Source organism: Aldersonia sp. NBC_00410 (genome assembly GCF_026342035.1).
Taxonomy (GTDB): Bacteria; Actinomycetota; Actinomycetes; order Mycobacteriales; family Mycobacteriaceae; genus Aldersonia.
Window position 1 is genome coordinate 149,437 of sequence record NZ_JAPENM010000011.1, and the last position, 18,849, is coordinate 168,285.

Annotated in this window: 15 protein-coding genes; 10 read left to right on the forward strand and 5 right to left on the reverse strand. The window is 67.0% G+C overall.

Going from position 1 to position 18,849, the window contains the following annotated elements; translation table 11 throughout:
• Window positions 1-10: 10 nt before the first annotated feature.
• Window positions 11-2,386 (reverse strand): malto-oligosyltrehalose synthase, encoded by a 2,376-nt coding sequence (treY, locus tag OG921_RS22935; protein ID WP_266114843.1) that lies wholly within the window; start codon window positions 2,384-2,386, stop codon window positions 11-13.
• On the reverse strand, window positions 2,383-4,515 hold the full coding sequence (gene glgX, locus OG921_RS22940; protein WP_266114844.1) for a glycogen debranching protein GlgX: 2,133 nt from the start codon (window positions 4,513-4,515) through the stop codon (window positions 2,383-2,385). Before glgX ends, treY begins: the two co-directional genes overlap by 4 nt.
• A gap of 77 nt (window positions 4,516-4,592) precedes the next feature.
• Here glgX and OG921_RS22945 point away from each other — a divergent pair, with 77 nt between their 5' ends.
• From OG921_RS22945 to OG921_RS22965, 5 genes are all read left to right on the forward strand, one after another.
• Window positions 4,593-5,873 (forward strand): adenosylmethionine--8-amino-7-oxononanoate transaminase, encoded by a 1,281-nt coding sequence (locus OG921_RS22945; RefSeq protein ID WP_266114845.1) that lies wholly within the window; start codon window positions 4,593-4,595, stop codon window positions 5,871-5,873.
• Between the two features lie 258 nt (window positions 5,874-6,131).
• Entirely contained in the window at window positions 6,132-7,274 is a 1,143-nt protein-coding gene (locus OG921_RS22950) for an 8-amino-7-oxononanoate synthase (RefSeq protein ID WP_266114846.1), read from the forward strand.
• Window positions 7,271-7,966: a dethiobiotin synthase gene (gene bioD, locus OG921_RS22955; RefSeq protein WP_266114847.1), complete on the forward strand. Its 696-nt coding sequence runs from the start codon at window positions 7,271-7,273 to the stop codon at window positions 7,964-7,966. The genes OG921_RS22950 and bioD overlap by 4 nt, the downstream gene beginning before the upstream one ends.
• Window positions 7,967-7,997: 31 nt before the next feature.
• Complete coding sequence (sthA, locus tag OG921_RS22960; RefSeq protein ID WP_266114848.1) at window positions 7,998-9,410, forward strand: Si-specific NAD(P)(+) transhydrogenase; 1,413 nt, start codon at window positions 7,998-8,000, stop codon at window positions 9,408-9,410.
• A gap of 63 nt (window positions 9,411-9,473) precedes the next feature.
• Entirely contained in the window at window positions 9,474-11,123 is a 1,650-nt protein-coding gene (locus OG921_RS22965; RefSeq protein ID WP_266114849.1) for a cytosine permease, read from the forward strand.
• A 25-nt stretch (window positions 11,124-11,148) separates the two neighbouring features.
• Here OG921_RS22965 and zwf read toward each other — a convergent pair whose 3' ends face one another.
• Both zwf and OG921_RS22975 read right to left on the reverse strand, forming a co-directional pair.
• Entirely contained in the window at window positions 11,149-12,639 is a 1,491-nt protein-coding gene (gene zwf, locus OG921_RS22970; protein WP_266114850.1) for a glucose-6-phosphate dehydrogenase, read from the reverse strand.
• Between the two features lie 36 nt (window positions 12,640-12,675).
• A complete protein-coding gene (locus OG921_RS22975; RefSeq protein WP_266114851.1) occupies window positions 12,676-13,281 on the reverse strand; it encodes a TetR family transcriptional regulator in 606 nt (201 codons plus the stop codon).
• Window positions 13,282-13,440: 159 nt separating this feature from the next.
• On the opposite strand from OG921_RS22975, the gene bioB reads away from it, so the two are divergent.
• From bioB to OG921_RS23000, 5 genes are all read left to right on the forward strand, one after another.
• On the forward strand, window positions 13,441-14,475 hold the full coding sequence (bioB, locus tag OG921_RS22980; RefSeq protein ID WP_266114852.1) for a biotin synthase BioB: 1,035 nt from the start codon (window positions 13,441-13,443) through the stop codon (window positions 14,473-14,475).
• Window positions 14,476-14,484: 9 nt separating this feature from the next.
• Window positions 14,485-14,715, forward strand: a complete 231-nt coding sequence (locus tag OG921_RS22985) for a hypothetical protein (RefSeq protein ID WP_266114853.1) — start codon at window positions 14,485-14,487, stop codon at window positions 14,713-14,715.
• Entirely contained in the window at window positions 14,715-15,239 is a 525-nt protein-coding gene (locus tag OG921_RS22990; protein ID WP_266114854.1) for a DUF2567 domain-containing protein, read from the forward strand. Before OG921_RS22985 ends, OG921_RS22990 begins: the two co-directional genes overlap by 1 nt.
• A 92-nt stretch (window positions 15,240-15,331) precedes the next feature.
• Complete coding sequence (locus OG921_RS22995; RefSeq protein WP_266114855.1) at window positions 15,332-16,957, forward strand: LuxR family transcriptional regulator; 1,626 nt, start codon at window positions 15,332-15,334, stop codon at window positions 16,955-16,957.
• Window positions 16,958-17,064: 107 nt separating this feature from the next.
• Window positions 17,065-18,192 carry an NAD(P)/FAD-dependent oxidoreductase gene (locus tag OG921_RS23000; RefSeq protein ID WP_266114856.1) on the forward strand — a complete coding sequence of 376 codons (1,128 nt, stop codon included), beginning with the start codon at window positions 17,065-17,067 and terminating at the stop codon, window positions 18,190-18,192.
• Here the strand turns inward: OG921_RS23000 and OG921_RS23005 are convergent.
• Entirely contained in the window at window positions 18,126-18,839 is a 714-nt protein-coding gene (locus OG921_RS23005; protein WP_266114857.1) for an NUDIX domain-containing protein, read from the reverse strand. The two genes, OG921_RS23000 and OG921_RS23005, sit on opposite strands and share 67 nt — an antisense overlap.
• Window positions 18,840-18,849 lie beyond the last annotated feature (10 nt).

The following is an 18,849-nucleotide window of genomic DNA, read 5'->3' on the forward strand; positions in this document are numbered from 1 at the left end:
TCCCACCTCGTCAACGTTGGGCGTCGCGTACCAGCAACACGGCGGGCAGGTCGGCGAACAGGTCGACCGCGCGGGCCTTCGCCGAGTAGCTGTGCCCGCTGAGCCGATCGGTCCACCGACCCTCGGGGAGTGCGACAACAGTGTCGCGCCAACCGGTTTCGCCCACCGAAACGGTATGGCGCGCAGCCGCTACGACGACCTGAGCATCGAGGCCGGTCGGTGCGACGACGCCGCGGGCATACGCGACGATATGGTCGGCGGCGGCACCGTCGGCCAGCACCGGGGCGTAGCCGCCGCCGACGAAGCAGTCCGGCCGGTCGCGGCGCAACCACAGCGAATGCGCGACCGCCCAGAGCTTTGCGCGACCGGTGCCGTCCAGGGGCGGGCGCGCGGTGAGCGAGCGGAGGATCTCGGCATGCGCGGCGAAGTCGACCGTGCGGCGATTGTCCGGATCGACAAGGCTGTCCTCCCACAGTTCGGTGCCCTGGTAGACGTCCGGGATGCCGGGCGCGCACAGCTGAAGCAGCTTCTGCGCGAGGCTGTCCGACCAGGCATGCGGAGCGAGTTCGGCGACGAACTCACCGAGTTCGGCGCCGACGGGTCCGTCGATGACGGCGTCGATCCACGCATGCACGTCGTCTTCGAACTCGGCGTCCGGCTCGTCCCAGCTCGTCTTGCGCCCGGACTCGCGCATCGCCTTCTCTGCGTAGGCGTGCAGTCGCTCGCGCAGCGCGGGGGTGGGACCGCCGTCGGCCGGCCAGACACCGAACATGTTCTGCAACAAGAACAGAGCGGTCAGCCCATCCGGGCTCGGGGTGAGCTTCTCCCACCCGGTGAGTTTGTCGGCCCAGCGCTGTGCAACCTGCGAAAGCACCCCGATGCGGGCGCGCACATCCTCGCCGCGCTTGGTGTCATGGGTCGACAGCGTCGTCATCGCGGCGGGCCAGCGGATCGCCCGCTCACTGTTGGCGAAGTGGAACTCCGAGAGTGTGCGGCCGAACGTGCCGGGCGACCCGCCGACCTCCTGCAGTGAGACCAGCCGCGCGGTGCGATAGAACAGGCAGTCCTCGACGGACTTCGCGGTGACCGCACCACAGATCTGGTTGAACCGTGTGGCCGGTTCGCCGCCCGCGAGTAGTGCCCGGGTGATAACCGAAAGTGGTTCGGCCAGTTTGGGATTGCGTTTCTCTGTCTCGCCGGCGACCCGGCCGAGCAGCCCGCTGAGCGGACTGTAATCGGTACGGTAGACGGGCACGTTGGTGAGCAGTTCGACGAGCGCGGTGCTGAGCTGGGCGACGCTGCATTGCGTTGGTGCGACGCGGCGGATCGCGGTGACGAGCCGTCGCAGGTCGGGAGCCAGGGCGGTCTGCAGGACGCCTTGCTTGATCCGAAACTCGTTGGCGTGCAGCCAGGCGGCATCGCCGGGAGCTCCGGTGAGCGTGGTCGAGAGCTCGGTGAGCGCCGCTTCGCCGGCGCGATCCACCAGGACGCCGCCGAGCTCGGCGAGTGCGTCGTACCCGGTGGTGCCGTCCACGGCGAGGCTGGGGTCGAGCGGTTCGTGTTCGCCGAGGATCTTCTCGACCAGCAGCAGCCGCTGTGGCCCGATGAGGGTGCGCAGCCAACGCAGATACTTCGCGGGGTCCGCCAGCCCGTCGGGATGGTCCACGCGGACCCCGTCGATCAGGTCCTCGGCGATCCAGCGCGCGAGCTCGTGATGGGTGGCCTCGAAGATCCGCGGATCCTCCTGGCGCACCCCGGCGAGTTCGTTGATCGTGAAGAACCGGCGGTAGGTCGAGATGCCGGCCTGCCACGGCACCAGCCGGTAGAACTGCCGATCGTGGATGCGCACCGGATCGGCGTCGTCGGAGCCGGGCGCGATCGGGAAATGCTTGTCGTACAGCGCCAGCGTCGGCTCGGCGCCGGACCGGTCGACGGACAGCGAACTCAGATCGGCCGCGCTGCCGAGGATGGGCAGGGCGAGCCGGCCGCCGGCACCGTTGTCCTGGCTCCAGTCCACGTCGAACCAGTCGGCATAGGCCGAGTCGCGGCCGTGTTTGAGTACGTCCCACCACCACGGGTTCTGTCGTGGATCACCGACGCCGAGGTGGTTGGGCACGATGTCGACGATGAGTCCCATACCGCGCTGGCGGACCTCGGCCGCGAGGGCCCGCAGCGCGTCGGGGCCGCCGAGCGTGGCAGACACCGAGGTCGGGTCGGTAACGTCGTAGCCGTGCGTCGAGCCGCGGGCCGCGGTGAGAATCGGGGACAAGTACAGGTGGGTGACCCCGAGTCGGTGCAGGTAGTCGACGATCTCGCGGGCGTCGCCGAGCGTCAGCGCGTCGGGGCGCAGTTGCAGCCGGTATGTGCTGAGAACCTTCGATGTCATGCGGTGCGTCGGAGCACGAGCAGGGACCTGCTCTTCACCGGGACCTCCGCCCCCGCCTCGTGGACATTGTCGGACAGCCCGGTCGAAACGGCAGTATCGAGCACCACCGCCCACTTGGTCCCGTAATCGGCGGGCGGAAGGGTGAAGTCGATGTATTCGTGATGGGCGTTGAAGCACAGCACGAACGAGTCGTCGACGACGCGCTCACCGCGCTGATCCGGTTCCGGAATGCCGTCGCCGTTGAGGTACACCGCCAGCGACTTGCCGAAGCCGCTGTCCCAATCCTCCGGGGTCATCTCCTCGCCGGAGGGGGTGAACCAGGCGATGTCGCGGCGCTGGTCGCGAGAGCGGATCGGCCGGCCCTCGAAGAACCGACGACGCCGGAATACCGGATGCTTGCGGCGCAGGGTGATCGCGTTGTGCGTGAAATCGACCAGGTCGGAGTTCTTCTCGATCAGCGACCAGTCCATCCACGACAGTTCGGAGTCCTGGCAGTAGACGTTGTTGTTGCCCTGCTGCGTTCGGCCCATCTCGTCACCGTGCGCGAGCATCGGAGTGCCCTGGCTCAGCATCAGCGTGGCAATGATGTTGCGGCTCTGGCGGGCCCGTAGGTCGAGCACGTCCGGGTCATCGGTCGGCCCCTCCACCCCGCAGTTCCACGACCGGTTGTGGCTCTCGCCGTCGCGGTTGCCCTCACCGTTGGCATCGTTGTGCTTCTCGTTGTAGGACACCAGGTCCCGCAGCGTGAAACCGTCGTGCGCGATGACGAAGTTGATGCTCGCCGATGGGCGTCGCCCGTCGTCCTTGTACAGGTCCGACGAGCCGGTGAACCGGGAGGCGAACTCGCCCAGGGTGGACGGCTCGCCGCGCCAGTAGTCGCGCACGGTGTCGCGGTACTTGCCGTTCCACTCCGTCCACAGGCCGGGGAAGTTGCCGACCTGGTAGCCGCCCTCACCGATGTCCCACGGTTCGGCGATGAGCTTGACCTGGCTGACCACCGGATCCTGCTGGACGAGATCGAAAAAGGCCGACAGTCGGTCGACGTCGTGCAACTCGCGCGCGAGGGTGGAGGCGAGGTCGAACCGGAAACCGTCGACATGCATCTCGGTCACCCAGTAGCGCAACGAGTCCATGATCAGCTGCAGGGTGTGCGGGTGTCGGGCGTTGAGGCTGTTGCCGGTGCCGGTGTAATCCATGTAGTGCTCGGGGTCGCCGTCGACGAGTCGGTAGTACGCGGCGTTGTCGATGCCGCGGAAGTTGATCGTCGGGCCCAGGTGGTTGCCCTCGGCGGTGTGGTTGTAGACCACGTCGAGAATCACCTCGATGCCCGCCTCGTGGAAAGTGCGCACCATCGCCTTGAACTCGGAGACGGTGCCACCCGGCTTGTTTGCCGAAGAGTAGTCGGCGTGCGGCGCAAAGAAGCCGAAAGTGTTGTAGCCCCAATAGTTTCGCAGCCCCTGATCGAGCAGCGTCTGATCCTGCAGGAACTGGTGTACCGGCATCAGTTCGATCGCGGTCGCCCCGAGTTCCTTCAGGTGCTCGATGACCGCCGGATGGGCGAGTCCGGCGTAGGTGCCGCGCAGTTCGGCCGGGACACCGGGGTGGGTCGCCGTCATGCCCTTGACGTGGGCCTCGTAGATGACCGTTTCGTGATAAGGCCGCTTCGGCTGGCGATCGGCAGCCCAGTCGAAGAACGGATTGATCACCACGGTCGTCATGGTGTGCCCGAGCGAGTCGATGCCGTAGGTGTGCAGCGACTCGTGCCCGTCGAAGTTGCCGTCGAAGGCCTTGCCGTACGGGTCGAGCAGCAGCTTGCTCGGATCGCAGCGCAGCCCCTGCTTCGGGTCGTACGGTCCGTAGACCCGGTAGCCGTAGCGCTGACCGGGCGCCACCGAGGGGAGGTAGGCGTGCCAGACGTAGCTGTCCACCTCGTCGAACGGCACCCGGGTCTCGGTGCCGTCGCGGGCGATCAAGCACAGTTCGACGCGTTCCGCGACCTCGGAGAACAGCGAAAAGTTTGTTCCGGCACCGTCGTAGGTGGCGCCGAGCGGATAGGCACTGCCGGGCCACACGCCGAACGGGCCGGTGTCGGCGGCTTCGGCCTTCGAGGAGGACACGGGCGGAGTCATACCAAGAACCCTAACGCCGGATCGGGCCGTGTGCCGTGCCGGCAATCGGTGATCCTCGTCGGTCGTAGGGTGAGTCGGTGAGCTCAGCGAGCATGACGTCCGAGCAGGTCGCGGCCATCGACGCCGCGCACGTCTGGCACCCCTACGGTGCGTTCCCGCCGTCGACGACGCCGCTCGTGGTGGACAGCGCTGCGGGGGTGCGGCTGCGCCTGGCCGACGGCCGCGAGGTGATCGACGCGATGAGCTCGTGGTGGGCTGTCGTGCACGGCTATCGCAACCCCGTCCTGGATGCGGCACTCATCGACCAGGTACATCGGATGAGCCACGTGATGTTCGGTGGCCTCACCCACGAGCCCGCGGCGCGGCTGGTCGAGTTGCTGGTCGAGTTGACGCCCGCCGGACTGGACAAAGTTTTCCTGGCCGACTCCGGGTCGATCTCGGTCGAGGTGGCCGTGAAGATGTGCCTGCAGTACTGGCGCAGTGTCGGCCGGCCGGACAAGAAGCGGCTGATGACCTGGCGCGGCGGCTACCACGGCGACACGTTCACGGCGATGAGCGTCTGCGACCCGGACGGCGGGATGCATTCGCTGTGGACCGACGTGCTCACCGAACAGGTATTCGCGCCGCGCCCGCCGGTCGAGTTCGACCCCGGCTATGTTGCCGAGTTCGAGGCGCTGCTCGTCGCGCACGCCGATGAGCTGGCGGCGGTGATCGTGGAGCCGGTGGTGCAGGGGACGGGCGGGATGCGCCGCTACGACCCGCGCTACCTGTCCGAGCTGCGCCGGATCTGCGACGCCAACGAGGTGTTGCTGGTCTTCGACGAGATCGCCACCGGCTTCGGTCGCACCGGTGCGCTGTTCGCGGCCGACCACGCCGGTGTCGCGCCGGACGTGATGTGCGTCGGCAAGGCGCTGACCGGCGGTTACATGACGCTGGCGGCGACGCTGTGCACCAACCGGATCGCCGAGTCGATCAGCGCAGGGCATGGCGGGCTGATGCACGGCCCGACGTTCATGGGTAACCCGCTGGCCTGTGCGGTGGCGGTGGCGTCGATCGAACTGCTGCTCGCGCGGAATTGGCGCGCCGAAGTCACCGGCATCGAGGCGGCGCTGCGAACCGGTCTCGCCCCGGCTCTGGACCTGCCGGGGGTTGCGGACGTGCGGGTGTTCGGTGCGATCGGGGTGATCGAGAAGACCGAGCCGGTGAACATGCAGGTCACTACCGATGCCGCGCTCGATGCCGGGGTATGGCTTCGGCCGTTCGGGAAGCTGATCTACACCATGCCGCCGTTCATCAGTACAGCCGATGACGTGGCCACGATCACGCGCGGGATGCTGGCCGCCGCCGGGGCTGCCTGACCGAGCCGCGTACACCCCTCTCGGTCTGCACACCCCGCCGCACCGCACACCCCCTCTCGCCCTGTCGCGCACCCTCTCGCGGTGATCACGAGCAAATGGCCCCACTCGGGGCGCTTTCACGGGCCATTTGTTCGGTGTCGCGAGCCCGAACAAATGGCCGCTGTTCCACCCTTTCGAGGGGCCATTTGCTCGTGATCAACTCGGGGGCGAGGAGCCGGCACGGGACGCTTGAACGCCGTTCAAGTATGCTCGTCACCCGTGGGAACCGATCGTGATGCGCTGAGCTGGCTCGACGACCGCGCCGACGAGCGCAATGCTGCCGGCCTGCACCGCACGCTGCGCCCACGGACCGCCGGATCGACGCTCGTCGATCTCGCTTCCAACGACTACCTCGGCCTGGTCCGCCACCCCGATGTAATCGAGGGTGCGATCACCGCCGTGCGACGCTGGGGGACCGGATCCACCGGCTCACGCCTGGTCACCGGCACCACCGCCGAACATGAACTGCTCGAGCGCGAGCTCGCCGAGTTCGTGGGCACCGAATCCGGTCTGGTCTTCGCCTCCGGCTATGCCGCCAACCTCGGAGTCGTGACCGCGCTCTCGGGCCGAGAAGCATTGGTGGTCTCGGACGCGGGCAGTCACGCCTCGCTCGTCGACGCATGCCGGCTCTCGCGCTCGCGCGTGCAGGTGGCCCCGCACGGCGATCTCGAGTTCGTCGAACGCGCACTGCGAGAGCGCACCGAACGCCGCGCGCTGGTGCTGACCGATTCGGTATTCAGCGCAGATGGCGACCTCGCCGCTCTGCGCGAACTGCACCGCATCACCCGAGCGCAGGACGCCGTGCTCATCGTCGACGAGGCACACGGCATCGGCGTGCGCGGCAAAGGTGGCCGCGGACTGGTGCACGAACTGGGCCTGGCCGGCGAGCCCGACCTCGTCGTGACTGCAACGTTGTCGAAATCCCTTGCCGCGCAGGGTGGTGTCGTTCTCGCGCCGGAGCGCGTCCGGGCGCACCTGATCGACACGGCGCGCACCTTCATCTTCGATACCGGACTCGCGCCCGCCGCCGTCGGTGCCGCGCGCGCCGCGCTCGGCGTGCTGCGCCGCGAGCCGCAACGCGCGCAAGCGGTGCTGGATCGCGCAGCCGACATCGCGCGGATGGCTGGTGTCGCCACGCCGGAGTCGGCGGTGGTGTCGGTCATTCTGGGTGATGCGCAGCGGGCGTTCGACGCGTCGGTCGCGTGCCGCGAACAAGGTTTGAGCGTCGGTTGTTTCCGCCCCCCGTCGGTACCCGCCGGCACCTCGCGGCTGCGGCTCACCGCCCGCGCCAATCTCACCCCGGAAGAACTCGCGCGCATCGAGGCGGTACTCGCGGATGTGCTGTCGGCCGCTGCGCGATGAGCATCCTGGTCGTCACAGGGACTTCCACCGAGGTCGGTAAGACCGTCGCTACGGCCGCGCTGGCCGCAGTGGCCTTGGCCGCGGGCAGAACAGTCGCGGTCTGCAAACCGGCTCAGACCGGTGTCGCGCCCGACGAACCCGGTGATCTCGCCGAGATAGCGCGACTCGCCGACGTCCGAGACACCGTGGAACTCGCGCGCTATCCCGAGCCGTTGGCGCCGGACACGGCCGCTCGTCGCAGCGGCCTGCCGCTGCTCCGGCTCGGGGACGTGACCAGTGCGGTGCGCAAACTCGATGCGGCGCACGATCTTACGATTGTCGAAGGCGCGGGCGGTGCGCTCGTCCGACTTGGTGAGCGCGGCTTTACCGTGGTCGATATCGCACGCGAACTCGGCGCCCCCGTCGTCGTTATCGCCGCTGCCGGACTGGGCACGCTCAACCACAGCGAACTCACCGTGCGCGCGCTGGCCGCGGCCGACGTCGAATGTGCGGGCCTGATCATCGGAGCGTGGCCCGATGAACCCGACCTGGCCGCGCAGTGCAACCTTGCCGACCTGCCCGAGGTGACCGGCGTGCCGCTGGCCGGTGCGATACCTGCGGGGTCGGGGGCACTGCCACGCGAGACTTTTGTGTCCGATTCGCCGGGATGGCTGGACAAGACTTGGACGGTGCGCTACCTGTTGGAAACATGACGCACTGCGGCGTACGGAAGTCCTTGCGACAATGCACAGTGTGAGCGACTTCGATGTCTTGGTCCTGGGTACCGGGCCGGGTGGTCAGCGCGCTGCCATCGCGGCGGCGAAGCTCGGCAAGCGAGTGGGCATCGTCGAACGCCGCGACATGATGGGCGGTGTCTGCATCAACACCGGCACCATCCCGTCGAAAACTTTGCGCGAGGCGGTGCTTTATCTCACCGGCATGAACCAGCGCGAGATGTACGGCTCGTCGTACCGGGTGAAGGAAGAGATCACCACCGAGGATCTGACCGCCCGCACTCAGCACGTCATGGGCAGGCAGATCGACACCGTCCGCAGCCAGCTCACCCGCAATCACGTCACGGTGCTCACCGGTGTCGGACGATTTACCGATCCGCACACCATCGAGGTCGAGGACGGCACGGGCCGCGCGACCATTGCGCACGCCGAGAAGATCATCATCGCCACCGGTACCAAGCCGGCGCGTCCGTCGACGGTGGAGTTCGATCGGGCGACCATCATCGATTCGGACGGCATCCTGCAACTCGACCGGGTGCCGACCTCGATGGTCGTCGTCGGTGCGGGCGTGATCGGCATCGAGTACGCGTCGATGTTCGCGGCGCTCGGCACCAAGGTGACGGTGATCGAGAAGCGGCCGCAAATGCTGGAATTCTGCGATCAGGAAGTCGTGGAGGCGTTGAAGTTTCGGCTGCGCGATCTCGCGGTCACGTTCCGGTTCGGTGAGACCGTTGCCGCGGTCGAACGGTATGCGCACGGTGCGGTGACGGTCCTCGAGTCGGGGAAGAAGATTCCCGCCGAGACGGTGATGTACTCGGCGGGTCGCCAGGGCGTGACCGACGACCTCGACCTGCCCAAGGCGGGCCTCGATTCGGATGCGCGGGGCCGGATCGCCGTCAACGACAATTTCCAGACCGAGGTGGACCACATCTACGCGGTCGGGGACGTGATCGGCTTTCCCGCGCTGGCGGCGACCTCGATGGAGCAGGGCCGCCTCGCCGCGCATCACGCGTGTGGCGAGCCCGCGCACGGCATGAACGGGCTGCAACCGATCGGGATCTACACGATCCCCGAGATCAGTTTCGTCGGGAAGACCGAGGAAGAACTGACCGCCGAGAAGGTGCCGTTCGAGGTGGGCATCTCCCGGTATCGCGAACTCGCCCGCGGCCAGATCACCGGTGACACCTACGGTGTGCTGAAAATGCTGGTCTCGCCAACCGACGGCAAGATCCTCGGGGTGCACGTATTCGGTACGCAGGCAACCGAACTCGTGCATATCGGTCAGACGGTGATGGGCTGTGGCGGTACGGTCGACTACCTCGTCGACGCGGTGTTCAACTATCCGACGCTGTCCGAGGCGTACAAGGTCGCCGCGCTCGATGCGACCAACAAAATCCGCCAGCTCGCCGTGATCGGCGACTAGCGCCATATCGCTGGAACGGCTGGGTAACGAACCAGAAACACGGCAGTTCTAACGTCGCTGTACATGTCGCAGCACATCGAAAACCGAGCGGTGGAAGCCGATCTCGATACGATGACCGCCACCAAGGAAACCTTGGAGGACTACACGCTTCGGTTTGCGCCACGCAGCTACCGCAAGTGGTCCACCGGCGTCGTCGGGATCTCCGCCCTCGGCGGAATCGCCTACCTCGCCGATTTTGCCATTGGTGCCAACATCGGCATGTCCTACGGAACGACCAATGCGCTGTGGGGCATTCTCATCTTCGCCGTGGTGATCTTCGTGACCGGATTTCCGTTGGCGTACTACGCCGCTCGCTACAACATCGATCTGGACCTGATCACCCGCGGCAGCGGCTTTGGCTACTACGGTTCGGTGGTCACCAACGTCATCTTCGCGACGTTCACTTTCATCTTCTTCGCGCTCGAGGGCTCGATCATGGCGCAGGGACTCGAACTGGGGCTCAACATTCCGCTGCCCGTCGGATATGCGGCCTCGACGTTGATCATCTTCCCGCTGGTGATCTACGGCATGAAGGTGCTGTCCAAACTGCAGGTGTGGACGACGCCACTATGGCTGTTCCTCATGGTGTTTCCGTTCGCCTATCTGGTGATCAGTCATCCGGAGTCGGTCGGTGACTTCTTCGCCTACCAGGGCGAAGAGGGCAACGGCGCAGCCGATTTCGGGTCCATGCTGCTCGCCGCGGGCGTGTGCCTGTCGCTGATCGCGCAGATCGCCGAGCAGATCGATTATCTGCGCTTCATGCCGCCGCGCACGCCGGAGAACAAGCGCAGTTGGTGGACCTGGTTGGTCCTCGCCGGCCCGGGCTGGGTGATCTTCGGCGCGATCAAGCAGGTCGTCGGGTTGTTCCTGGCGGTGTACCTGATCGCCAACGTGGCCGACGGTGCCTCGATCGCCAACCAGCCGGTGCATCAGTTCTTGGAGATCTACGAGAACTTCATGCCCGGATGGCTGGCCATGACACTCGCCGTCATCCTGGTGGTGATCAGCCAGATCAAGATCAACGTCACCAACGCTTACTCCGGCTCGCTGGCGTGGACCAACTCGTTCACCCGGGTGACCAAGCACTACCCGGGCCGACTGGTGTTCCTCGCCGTCAATCTGGCGATCGCGCTGATCCTGATGGAAGCCAACATGTTCGACTTCCTCAACACCATCCTGGGGTTCTATGCCAACTGCGGCATGGCCTGGGTGGTCGTGGTGGCCTCGGACATCGCGATCAACAAGTACCTGCTGAAGATCTCGCCGAAGGAACCCGAGTTCCGTCGCGGCATGCTGTATGCGATCAATCCGGTCGGCTTCGTGTCCATGCTGGTTGCGGCGGGCATCTCGATTCTCGCGTTCTTCGGTGTGCTCGGCTCGGCGATCAAGCCCTACTCGCCGCTCGTCGCGATCGGGCTGGCGTTGGTGTTGCCGCCGATCCTGGCGATCGCGACCAAGGGGAAGTACTACCTGCGCCGCGAACACGATGGCATCGATCTGCCGATGTACGACGATCACGGCAACCCCTCGGGCGAGCATTTGCTTTGCCACGTCTGCCATCACGAGTACGAGCGGCCCGACATGGCTGCCTGCGACACGCACGACGCGCATATCTGTTCGCTGTGCCTGAGCACGGACAAGGTCGCCGACCACGTGCTGCCGGCGCACACGTAGGCGCCCGATCACCCGCGCCCACCGCTCAGTGCTCTCGCCACGTCCGCTCGAACGGCAGCCGCCAGGCGTGCGGGGCGATGAGTTGGTGAATGGCGTTGGGCCCCCACGAGCCCGGCGCGTACGGCTTCACCGGCGGTGGGTTGTCCAGCAGGGGAGTGGAACGCTCCCACAGGCTTTCGATGCCTTCAGCGGTGTTGAACAGGGTGTGGTCGCCGCGCATCGCGTCGAGCAGCAGCCGCTCGTAGGCCTCGAGCACCTCCCCGGCGTGACCGGTTTCGTCGACGGAGAACTGCATGGACAGCTTGTCCAGCTTCATGCCGGGGCCGGGTCGCTTGCCGTAGAACGACAGCGAGACCTTCGGGTCGTCGGACAGGTCGAAGGTGAGGTGGTCCGGCCCTTCGGTGCCGACGCCGGATCCGGCCGGGAACATCGACTTCGGCGCTTCCTTGAACGCGATCGAGATGATCCGTTGCCCCTCGGCTAGCCGCTTGCCGGTGCGCAGATAGAACGGGACGCCGGCCCAGCGCCAGTTGTCCAGGCCGGCCTTGAGCGCGATGAAAGTCTCCGTCTCGGACTCCGACGCCACGCCCTCCTCGCTGCGGTACCCGGCGTATTGGCCGCGCACCACCAGGTTCGGATCGAGCGGCAGTAGCGAGCGGAAGACCTTGTTCTTCTCCTCGCTGATCGCCCGCGGCTCCAATGCTGTCGGTGGTTCCATCGCGACGAAGGCCATCACCTGGAACAGGTGCGTGACGACCATGTCCTTGAACGCGCCGGTCGACTCGTAGAAGCCGGCGCGGCGGTCGAGCCCGAGCGTCTCGGGCACGTCGATCTGGACGTGGTCGATGAAGTTGCGGTTCCAGATCGGCTCGAACAGGCCGTTCGCGAATCGGAACGCGAGGATGTTCTGCGCGGCCTCCTTGCCCAGGAAATGGTCGATGCGGAAGATCTGGCGCTCCCGAAAAACGCCGTGCACCTGGTCGTTCAGCTCGATTGCACTCTGCAGATCGGTGCCGAACGGCTTTTCCATCACCACCACGGATCGCTCGACGAGATTGGCGTCGGACAGCATGGTGACCACGGCCAGCGCGGCCTTCGGCGGCACGCTGAGGTAGTGCAGCCGCCGCACGTCCGGACCCAGGGCGGCCTCCGCGTCGGCGACCGCGTCGGCGAGCGCCTGCGGACCGGCGTTCTGCGGCACGTACCGCAGCCGTTGCGCGAACGACGACCACTGCGACTCGTCGAGCTTGCGGCTGCCGAATTCGGTCACGGCCTGGTGGGCGAAGTCGCGGAACTTGTCGGTGTCGATATCTTCCAGTGAGGTGGCGACGACCTCGATGTCCGGGGTGAGCGAGGACAGCGACAAATGCGTCAGTCCGGGCAACAGCTTGCGGCGCGCCAGATCGCCGGTGGCGCCGAATAGCACCACGACGTGCGGTGCGAGCCGCTCGGGAATCTGGCCGGTAGGGCGTGACCCCGGTGCGGGATAGGCGATGGTCTGCGGTGGCTGACTCATTCCCCGATGATCCCATCGCCGACGCTTCCGCGAGGGTTACCGAGCCAGCCGGTTCCGGTTCGGATCGGCGCCCGCGAGCACCTCGCTGATTCCGCCGACGAACAATCGGAGCCCGAAGTCGAATCGTGATGTGGGGTCTGGAGATTCGAACATCGGGGAGTCGCCCTCGGGGAGCACGCCCAGCGAATCGAGCTGGATGCGCGCCTGCTCGTCCACGGTGTGGCCGAGGACGTAATACAGGAGGGTGTCCGCGGTGAGTTCCGCCTCGGTGCGGGACATGTTCGCGGCGAGCGCGGCGGCGATGAACCTGCGCCGTGCTCGGCTCGTGGTGGTTCGGGCGGCCAGGCTCGCCGAGACGAGTTCGGCGCCGTCCCGATGTGACAGCAGCGCGTCGCGCAGTCGGTGGGCGAGTTCGGTGATCTGTTCGTCCCAGGATTGCGCCGCCACCGGTGCGTCGAGTGGTTCGAGGATTCGATCCGAGACCGCACCGAGCAACGTTTGCTTGTTCGGAAAGTGCCAGTACAGCGCGCCGGGCTGGACACTGAGTGAGCTGGCCAGACGCCGCATGGTGAGATCGGCGAGACCGTACTCGTCGAGTATCGCGATGGCCCCGTCGAGGACGTGCGTTCTGTGCAGTTGCACCCTACCCCCCAGTAACTCGATCCTGCTTTTGCGCCGTGATGGCCGTTACTCTAGCCTGAACACCGTTCAAGTTCGCTCGCCGCTGCGCGGCATCAGTGGCACCGCCGCTGCGCGGCAACAGATCCACCGCCACTGCGCGGAAAGAGAGAGGGACGCGCCGTGACCCAGGCACCCGTCAGGACCGATATCGACCAAGCGACCGGCGACATTCTCGCGATCGCTCGTGAGCAGGTGCTGGAGCGCGGCGTCGGCCTGTCGCAGGACCAGACCCTGGAGGTGCTGCGGCTCGGCGACGACCGGCTCGAAGAGATGCTCGGGCTCGCGCACGAGGTGCGGATGCGCTGGTGCGGTCCCGAGGTCGAGGTCGAGGGCATCATCAGCCTCAAGACCGGCGGCTGCCCGGAAGACTGCCACTTCTGCTCGCAGTCCGGACTCTTCGAGTCCCCGGTGCGTTCTGCGTGGCTCGACATCCCCAGTCTGGTCGAAGCGGCGAAGCAGACCGCCAAGTCCGGCGCCACCGAGTTCTGCATCGTCGCCGCCGTGCGCGGACCGGACAAGCGGCTGCTCGCCCAGGTCGCTGCGGGTATCGAAGCGATCCGCAACGAAGTCGATATCCAGATCGCCTGCTCGCTCGGCATGCTCAGCCAGGAGCAGGTCGACCAGCTGCGCGACATGGGCGTGCACCGCTACAACCACAACCTCGAGACCGCCCGATCGCACTTCCCCAACGTCGTCACCACGCATAGCTGGGAAGAGCGCTCGGAGACCCTGCGCATGGTCCGCGATGCCGGCATGGAGGTTTGCTGCGGCGGCATCCTCGGCATGGGTGAGACGCTCGAACAGCGCGCCGAGTTCGCCGCGAACCTCGCCGAACTCGACCCGCACGAGGTGCCGTTGAACTTCCTCAACCCGCGCCCGGGCACGCCGTTCGGCGACCTCGAGGTGCTGCCGGCGTCCGAGGCGCTCAAGGCCGTCGCGGCGTTCCGTCTCGCGCTGCCGCGCACGATGCTGCGGTTCGCAGGCGGACGCGAGATCACCCTCGGCGACCTCGGTGCCAAGCAAGGCATCCTGGGCGGCATCAACGCGGTCATCGTCGGCAACTACCTCACCACGCTCGGTCGTCCCGCGGAGGCGGACCTCGACCTGCTCGGTGAGCTGGAGATGCCGATCAAGGCGCTCAACTCCACAATCTGAGGCGACACCATGGAATCGTTGGTCGAGATGGACGAACGGTACAACCCGTACACGGGAAAACGGCTGGTGCCGGGTATCGACGATGTCACCCCACGCGCGGCGAGCATGGGCCTGGAACCGCCGCGCTTCTGTGAGCATTGCGGGCGCCGGATGATCGTGCAGGTCAGCCCGGATGGCTGGTGGGCGAAATGCTCACGGCACGGTGTCATCGATTCGTCGCTGCGCGAACAACAGCGTTGATGCGAGCCGAGGTCCGCACCGCCGCGCGCGTGGTCCTCGGTGCCGTCGTGCTCGGTGCCGTTGGTGGCATCGTGTGGGGCTTGCTCGCCCCGCCCATTCAGGCGATTGTCGTGACCGCCGGCCGTGCCGCGCCGGTGACCGGCGAGAGCGATCACGAGTTCGATGCGGTTGCGATCTTCGCCTGCGTCTCCGCGGTCGTCGCGGTGCTCACCGCGGTCGGCGCCTGGCGACTGGCTCGCCCGCGCGGACCGGTTCTCTACGGCGGGATCCTGCTCGGCTCTGTGACCGGTGCGGCGACGATGGCCGTGATCGGCGAAGGCGTTGCGCGCCTGCGTCATCCACATGTGCAGGCGCCGCAGGTCGATGAGCTCATCGCGCTCGCGCCCGGTATCGGCACCGCGATGGTGCTGATCGTCGCGCCGATGATCGCGAGCCTGGCCATACTCGTGCTGGCCATCTTCAATCCGCGCGACGACCTCGACGCCGCCGACGAACGTGTGCACGAGGCCGAACTCGCGCGCTGAACCGCGCGAGCGGAGCCTGCGGAGCGACCGGAACTTGGAGTGGAGCGGCCTACCCGATTGTCTGGATCGCCGCGGTGCGCGACGCTGGAACGGTGCAGGCCCCAGATCCGGTGGAGCAGGGCCGCGCCGCCTTCGCGGAATCTTCCTGGCGGCGTGCATTCGACTGCCTTGCGCAAGTCGATCCTGCATCCCTGACGGCCGACGATCTCGAGCTGCTGGCGTCGTCGGCGTACCTGACCGGGCAGCATGCCGAGTCCACCGCCGCATGGGCACGTGCCTACGACGCCCAACTCGCCACCGGACGTCCGGACCGGGCCGCGGGCTGCGCGTACTGGCTCGTGTTCGGGTTGCTGAACCGCGGCGAGTTCGCCAGCGCGGGGGGTTGGATCACGAAGGCGATGCGGGTGCTCGACACCGCCGGGATCGATTGTGTGCAACGTGGATACCTCGCCTCGGCGATCGCGGTGCAGCAGCTGTGGCAGGGCCGGCCGACGGAAGCGCTCGACGGAGCGCTCGCGATCGCCGATATCGCCGAGCGCTTCCATGACCCGGACCTGCGCAGCCTCGCCGGCCTGATCCATTCACAAGTGCTGGTGCAGCGCGGTGAATTCACCGGCGGTATTGCGCGGCTGGACGAGATCATGGTGGGAGTCATCGGCGGCGAGGTCTCGGCACCGGTGGCCGGGCTCGTCTTTTGCGCGGTGATCGGGGTGTGCAACGACCTGTTCGATCTGGACCGGGCACGCGAATGGTCGTCCGCCCTGGCCCAGTTCTGCGACCGGCAACCGGATCTGATCCCGTACTCCGCTGCGTGCCAAGTACATCGTGCGGAAATCATGCGGCTGCACGGCGATTGGACCGACGCCGTGCTCACCGCGCAACGCGCCCGGGAGCGGTCCGTGCTCGCCACCGATCAGGTGTCGGCGGGGGAGTCGTTTTATCTGCTCGGCGAGCTACGCAGGTTGCGGGGCGAATTCGACGCGTCCGAGGAGGCCTATTGGCGGGCCAGCGAATACGGCCGAGATCCGCAGCCGGGCCTGGCGCTGTTGCGGCACGCGCAGGGCCAGCCCGAGACCGCGGTGCGCACGATCGCGCGGCTGCACAGCGAGCCCCAGCCGCGCGACGTGCTGCGGGCCAATGTGCTCGTTGCCTACGTCGAGATCATGGTCTCGGCAGGCGATCTTGACGCCGCGGGTGCCGCGGCCGAGGAACTCGGGCGGACCGCGGAACGTTACGACGCGCCCTACCTGCACGCGGTGGCCGATCATCGCGGCGGTGAGGTGCTGTTGGCGCGGGGTGAAGCCGGTGCGGCGTTGGCCCGCCTGCGAAAGGCGCTGGAGCGATGGCGCGGACTCGGCGCGCCCTACGAGGCGGCGCGAGTCCGTGAACTCATCGGCCGGGCCTGTGCGGGTCTGGGCGACGACGACAGTGCCAAGCTCGAATTCGATGCGGCGCGTGCGGCTTTCACTGCCCTCGGTGCCGTACCGGACGCAGCGCGACTCATCCCGGTGTCGGAGTCGGGAGCAGGCGGCCTTACTGCGCGCGAACTGGAGGTGCTGCGCGCCGTGGCGTCCGGCAAGACCAACCGGGCTGTCGCTGCAGAATTGTTCCTCAGCGAGAAGACCATCGCCCGGCACCTGAGCAACATCTTCACCAAGCTCGGTGTGGGCACGCGGTCGGCGGCGACGCGATACGCCTTCGAACAGCACCTGCTCTGAGCCCGGTGCGCAGAACTACCCATCAGTGTCCGACACGGATTGGGTAATTCGACCGACGCGGACAGGGCAGAGGAACTCCTACCGTCGAAGGACGGAAAGGAGCCACCATGGCGACAAATCGGATCGATACCCTTGTGATCGGCGCCGGGCAGGCGGGCCTCTCGACCGCGTATCACCTGCAACGGCGTGGCATCGACTTCGCGGTGCTCGAATCGCATGCCCGGGTCGGCGACGGATGGCGGCGTCGATTCGATGCCTTGCGGCTTTACAGCCCCGCGAAGTACGACGGCCTGCCGGGCTGGGGCGTGCCGGGCAAGGCCTGGTCATGGCCCACCAAGGACGAGTTGGGCGACTACCTCGAGGCCTACGTAGACCGGTTCGACCTGCCGGTCCGCACCGGAATGGCGGTGCAGCGACTGTCCCGCACCGCGGACGGCTATCTGGTCGATTGCGGGACCGAACAGTTCGTCTGCGCGAATGTTGTGGACGCGACCGGCGGTTGGCAGACCCCGCACACGCCGGACTTCGCGCCAGAGATCGATCCCGCCGTGCGGCAATTACATTCGCATGACTACCGCAATCCCACCCAGCTGCAGGAGGGTCCGGTACTCGTCGTCGGGCTCGCGCACAGCGGCGGTGACATCGCCCTCGACGTGTCGGCGACGCACCCGACCGTGGTGGCGGGACGGGTGCACGGTGAGCTGCCCTTCGACATCGAGGGCCCGGTAGCGCGTGTCGCGCTGCCGATCATGTGGTTCGCGGCCAACCACGTGCTGACCGAGCGCACCCCCATCGGGCGCAAGGTGCGCACGCACGTCCGCGCGGGCGGTGGTCCGCTGCTGCGGGTCAAGCGGTCTCATCTCGCGGCCGCGGGTGTCGAGCACATCGAACAGCGCGTGGCCGGGGTGTGCGACGGCAAGCCCCAACTCGATGACGGCCGGGTGCTTGACGTCCGCAATATCGTCTGGTGCACCGGGTTCCGCAAGAATCTGAGCTGGATCGATCTCGATGTGACCGGCGAGGACGGATGGCCGCGCCAGCAGCGCGGCTGCGCGACCGAGCACCCCGGCCTTTACTTTGTCGGGCTGCCGTTCCAGTACGCGTTCGCGTCGATGCTCGTCGGTGGTGTCGGCAGGGACGCGGCGTACGTCGCGGCGGCGATCGCTGCTCAGCCCGGCGGGCGCAGCGCCGCAAACTCGTCGGTGACCCGCAGTTCGGTGTCGGTGAAGCGGTAGAGCGCGGCCGGGCGGCCGCCGTAGGGTCCAGGTGAGGCGGTCGTCCCGGTCGGGCGCAGCACCTTTCGCCTGGTCAGCACCCGCTGCAGATTCGTGGTGTCCACGTCGTACCCCAAGGCCGCGCAATAGATTTCGCGTAGTGTCGACATGCTGAATTCGGCGGGGGACAGGCCGAAGGCGATATTGGTGTAGGACAGCTTCGCGGCCAGTCGGGTGCGGGCGTAGTCGACGACGATGCCGTGGTCGAACGACATCTGTGGCAGCCGCGACACCGGATGCCAGCGGGTGTCCTCGGGTAACTGGGGATCGGCGGTCAAGGGCACCAGGCCGAGGAAGGTCGACGCGATCCGGCGCGGGGGGCCGGGGACGCGGTTCGGGTCGCTGAAAACCGACAGCTGCTCGAGATGTGACAGCTTGCGTACGTCGACCTTCTCCGCGAGCTGACGACGGGCGGACGCAGTGAGATCCTCGTCATCGCGCAGGGCGCCGCCCGGCAGCGACCAGGTGCCGCGCTGCGGTTCCAGCGCGCGTTGCCAGAGCAGAACTGCCAGCTCAGGGTGTCCATTACCGGCCGCTGCGGCGGCGTTGAAGTGACGTACCTGGAACACCGCGGTGAGCGCTTCGTGAACGGTGCTACCATGTGGCATGTTTTCGATC

Coding starts and splice junctions, on each gene's coding strand:
- OG921_RS22985 (WP_266114853.1), top strand. CDS start 14,485: ATGGAATCGTTGGTCGAGATGGACGAACGGTACAACCCGTACACGGGA.
- OG921_RS23005 (WP_266114857.1), bottom strand. CDS start 18,839: ATGCCACATGGTAGCACCGTTCACGAAGCGCTCACCGCGGTGTTCCAG.
- OG921_RS22990 (WP_266114854.1), top strand. CDS start 14,715: ATGCGAGCCGAGGTCCGCACCGCCGCGCGCGTGGTCCTCGGTGCCGTC.
- treY (WP_266114843.1), bottom strand. CDS start 2,386: ATGACATCGAAGGTTCTCAGCACATACCGGCTGCAACTGCGCCCCGAC.
- bioD (WP_266114847.1), top strand. CDS start 7,271: ATGAGCATCCTGGTCGTCACAGGGACTTCCACCGAGGTCGGTAAGACC.
- OG921_RS22965 (WP_266114849.1), top strand. CDS start 9,474: ATGTCGCAGCACATCGAAAACCGAGCGGTGGAAGCCGATCTCGATACG.
- OG921_RS23000 (WP_266114856.1), top strand. CDS start 17,065: ATGGCGACAAATCGGATCGATACCCTTGTGATCGGCGCCGGGCAGGCG.
- zwf (WP_266114850.1), bottom strand. CDS start 12,639: ATGAGTCAGCCACCGCAGACCATCGCCTATCCCGCACCGGGGTCACGC.
- sthA (WP_266114848.1), top strand. CDS start 7,998: ATGCACAGTGTGAGCGACTTCGATGTCTTGGTCCTGGGTACCGGGCCG.
- glgX (WP_266114844.1), bottom strand. CDS start 4,515: ATGACTCCGCCCGTGTCCTCCTCGAAGGCCGAAGCCGCCGACACCGGC.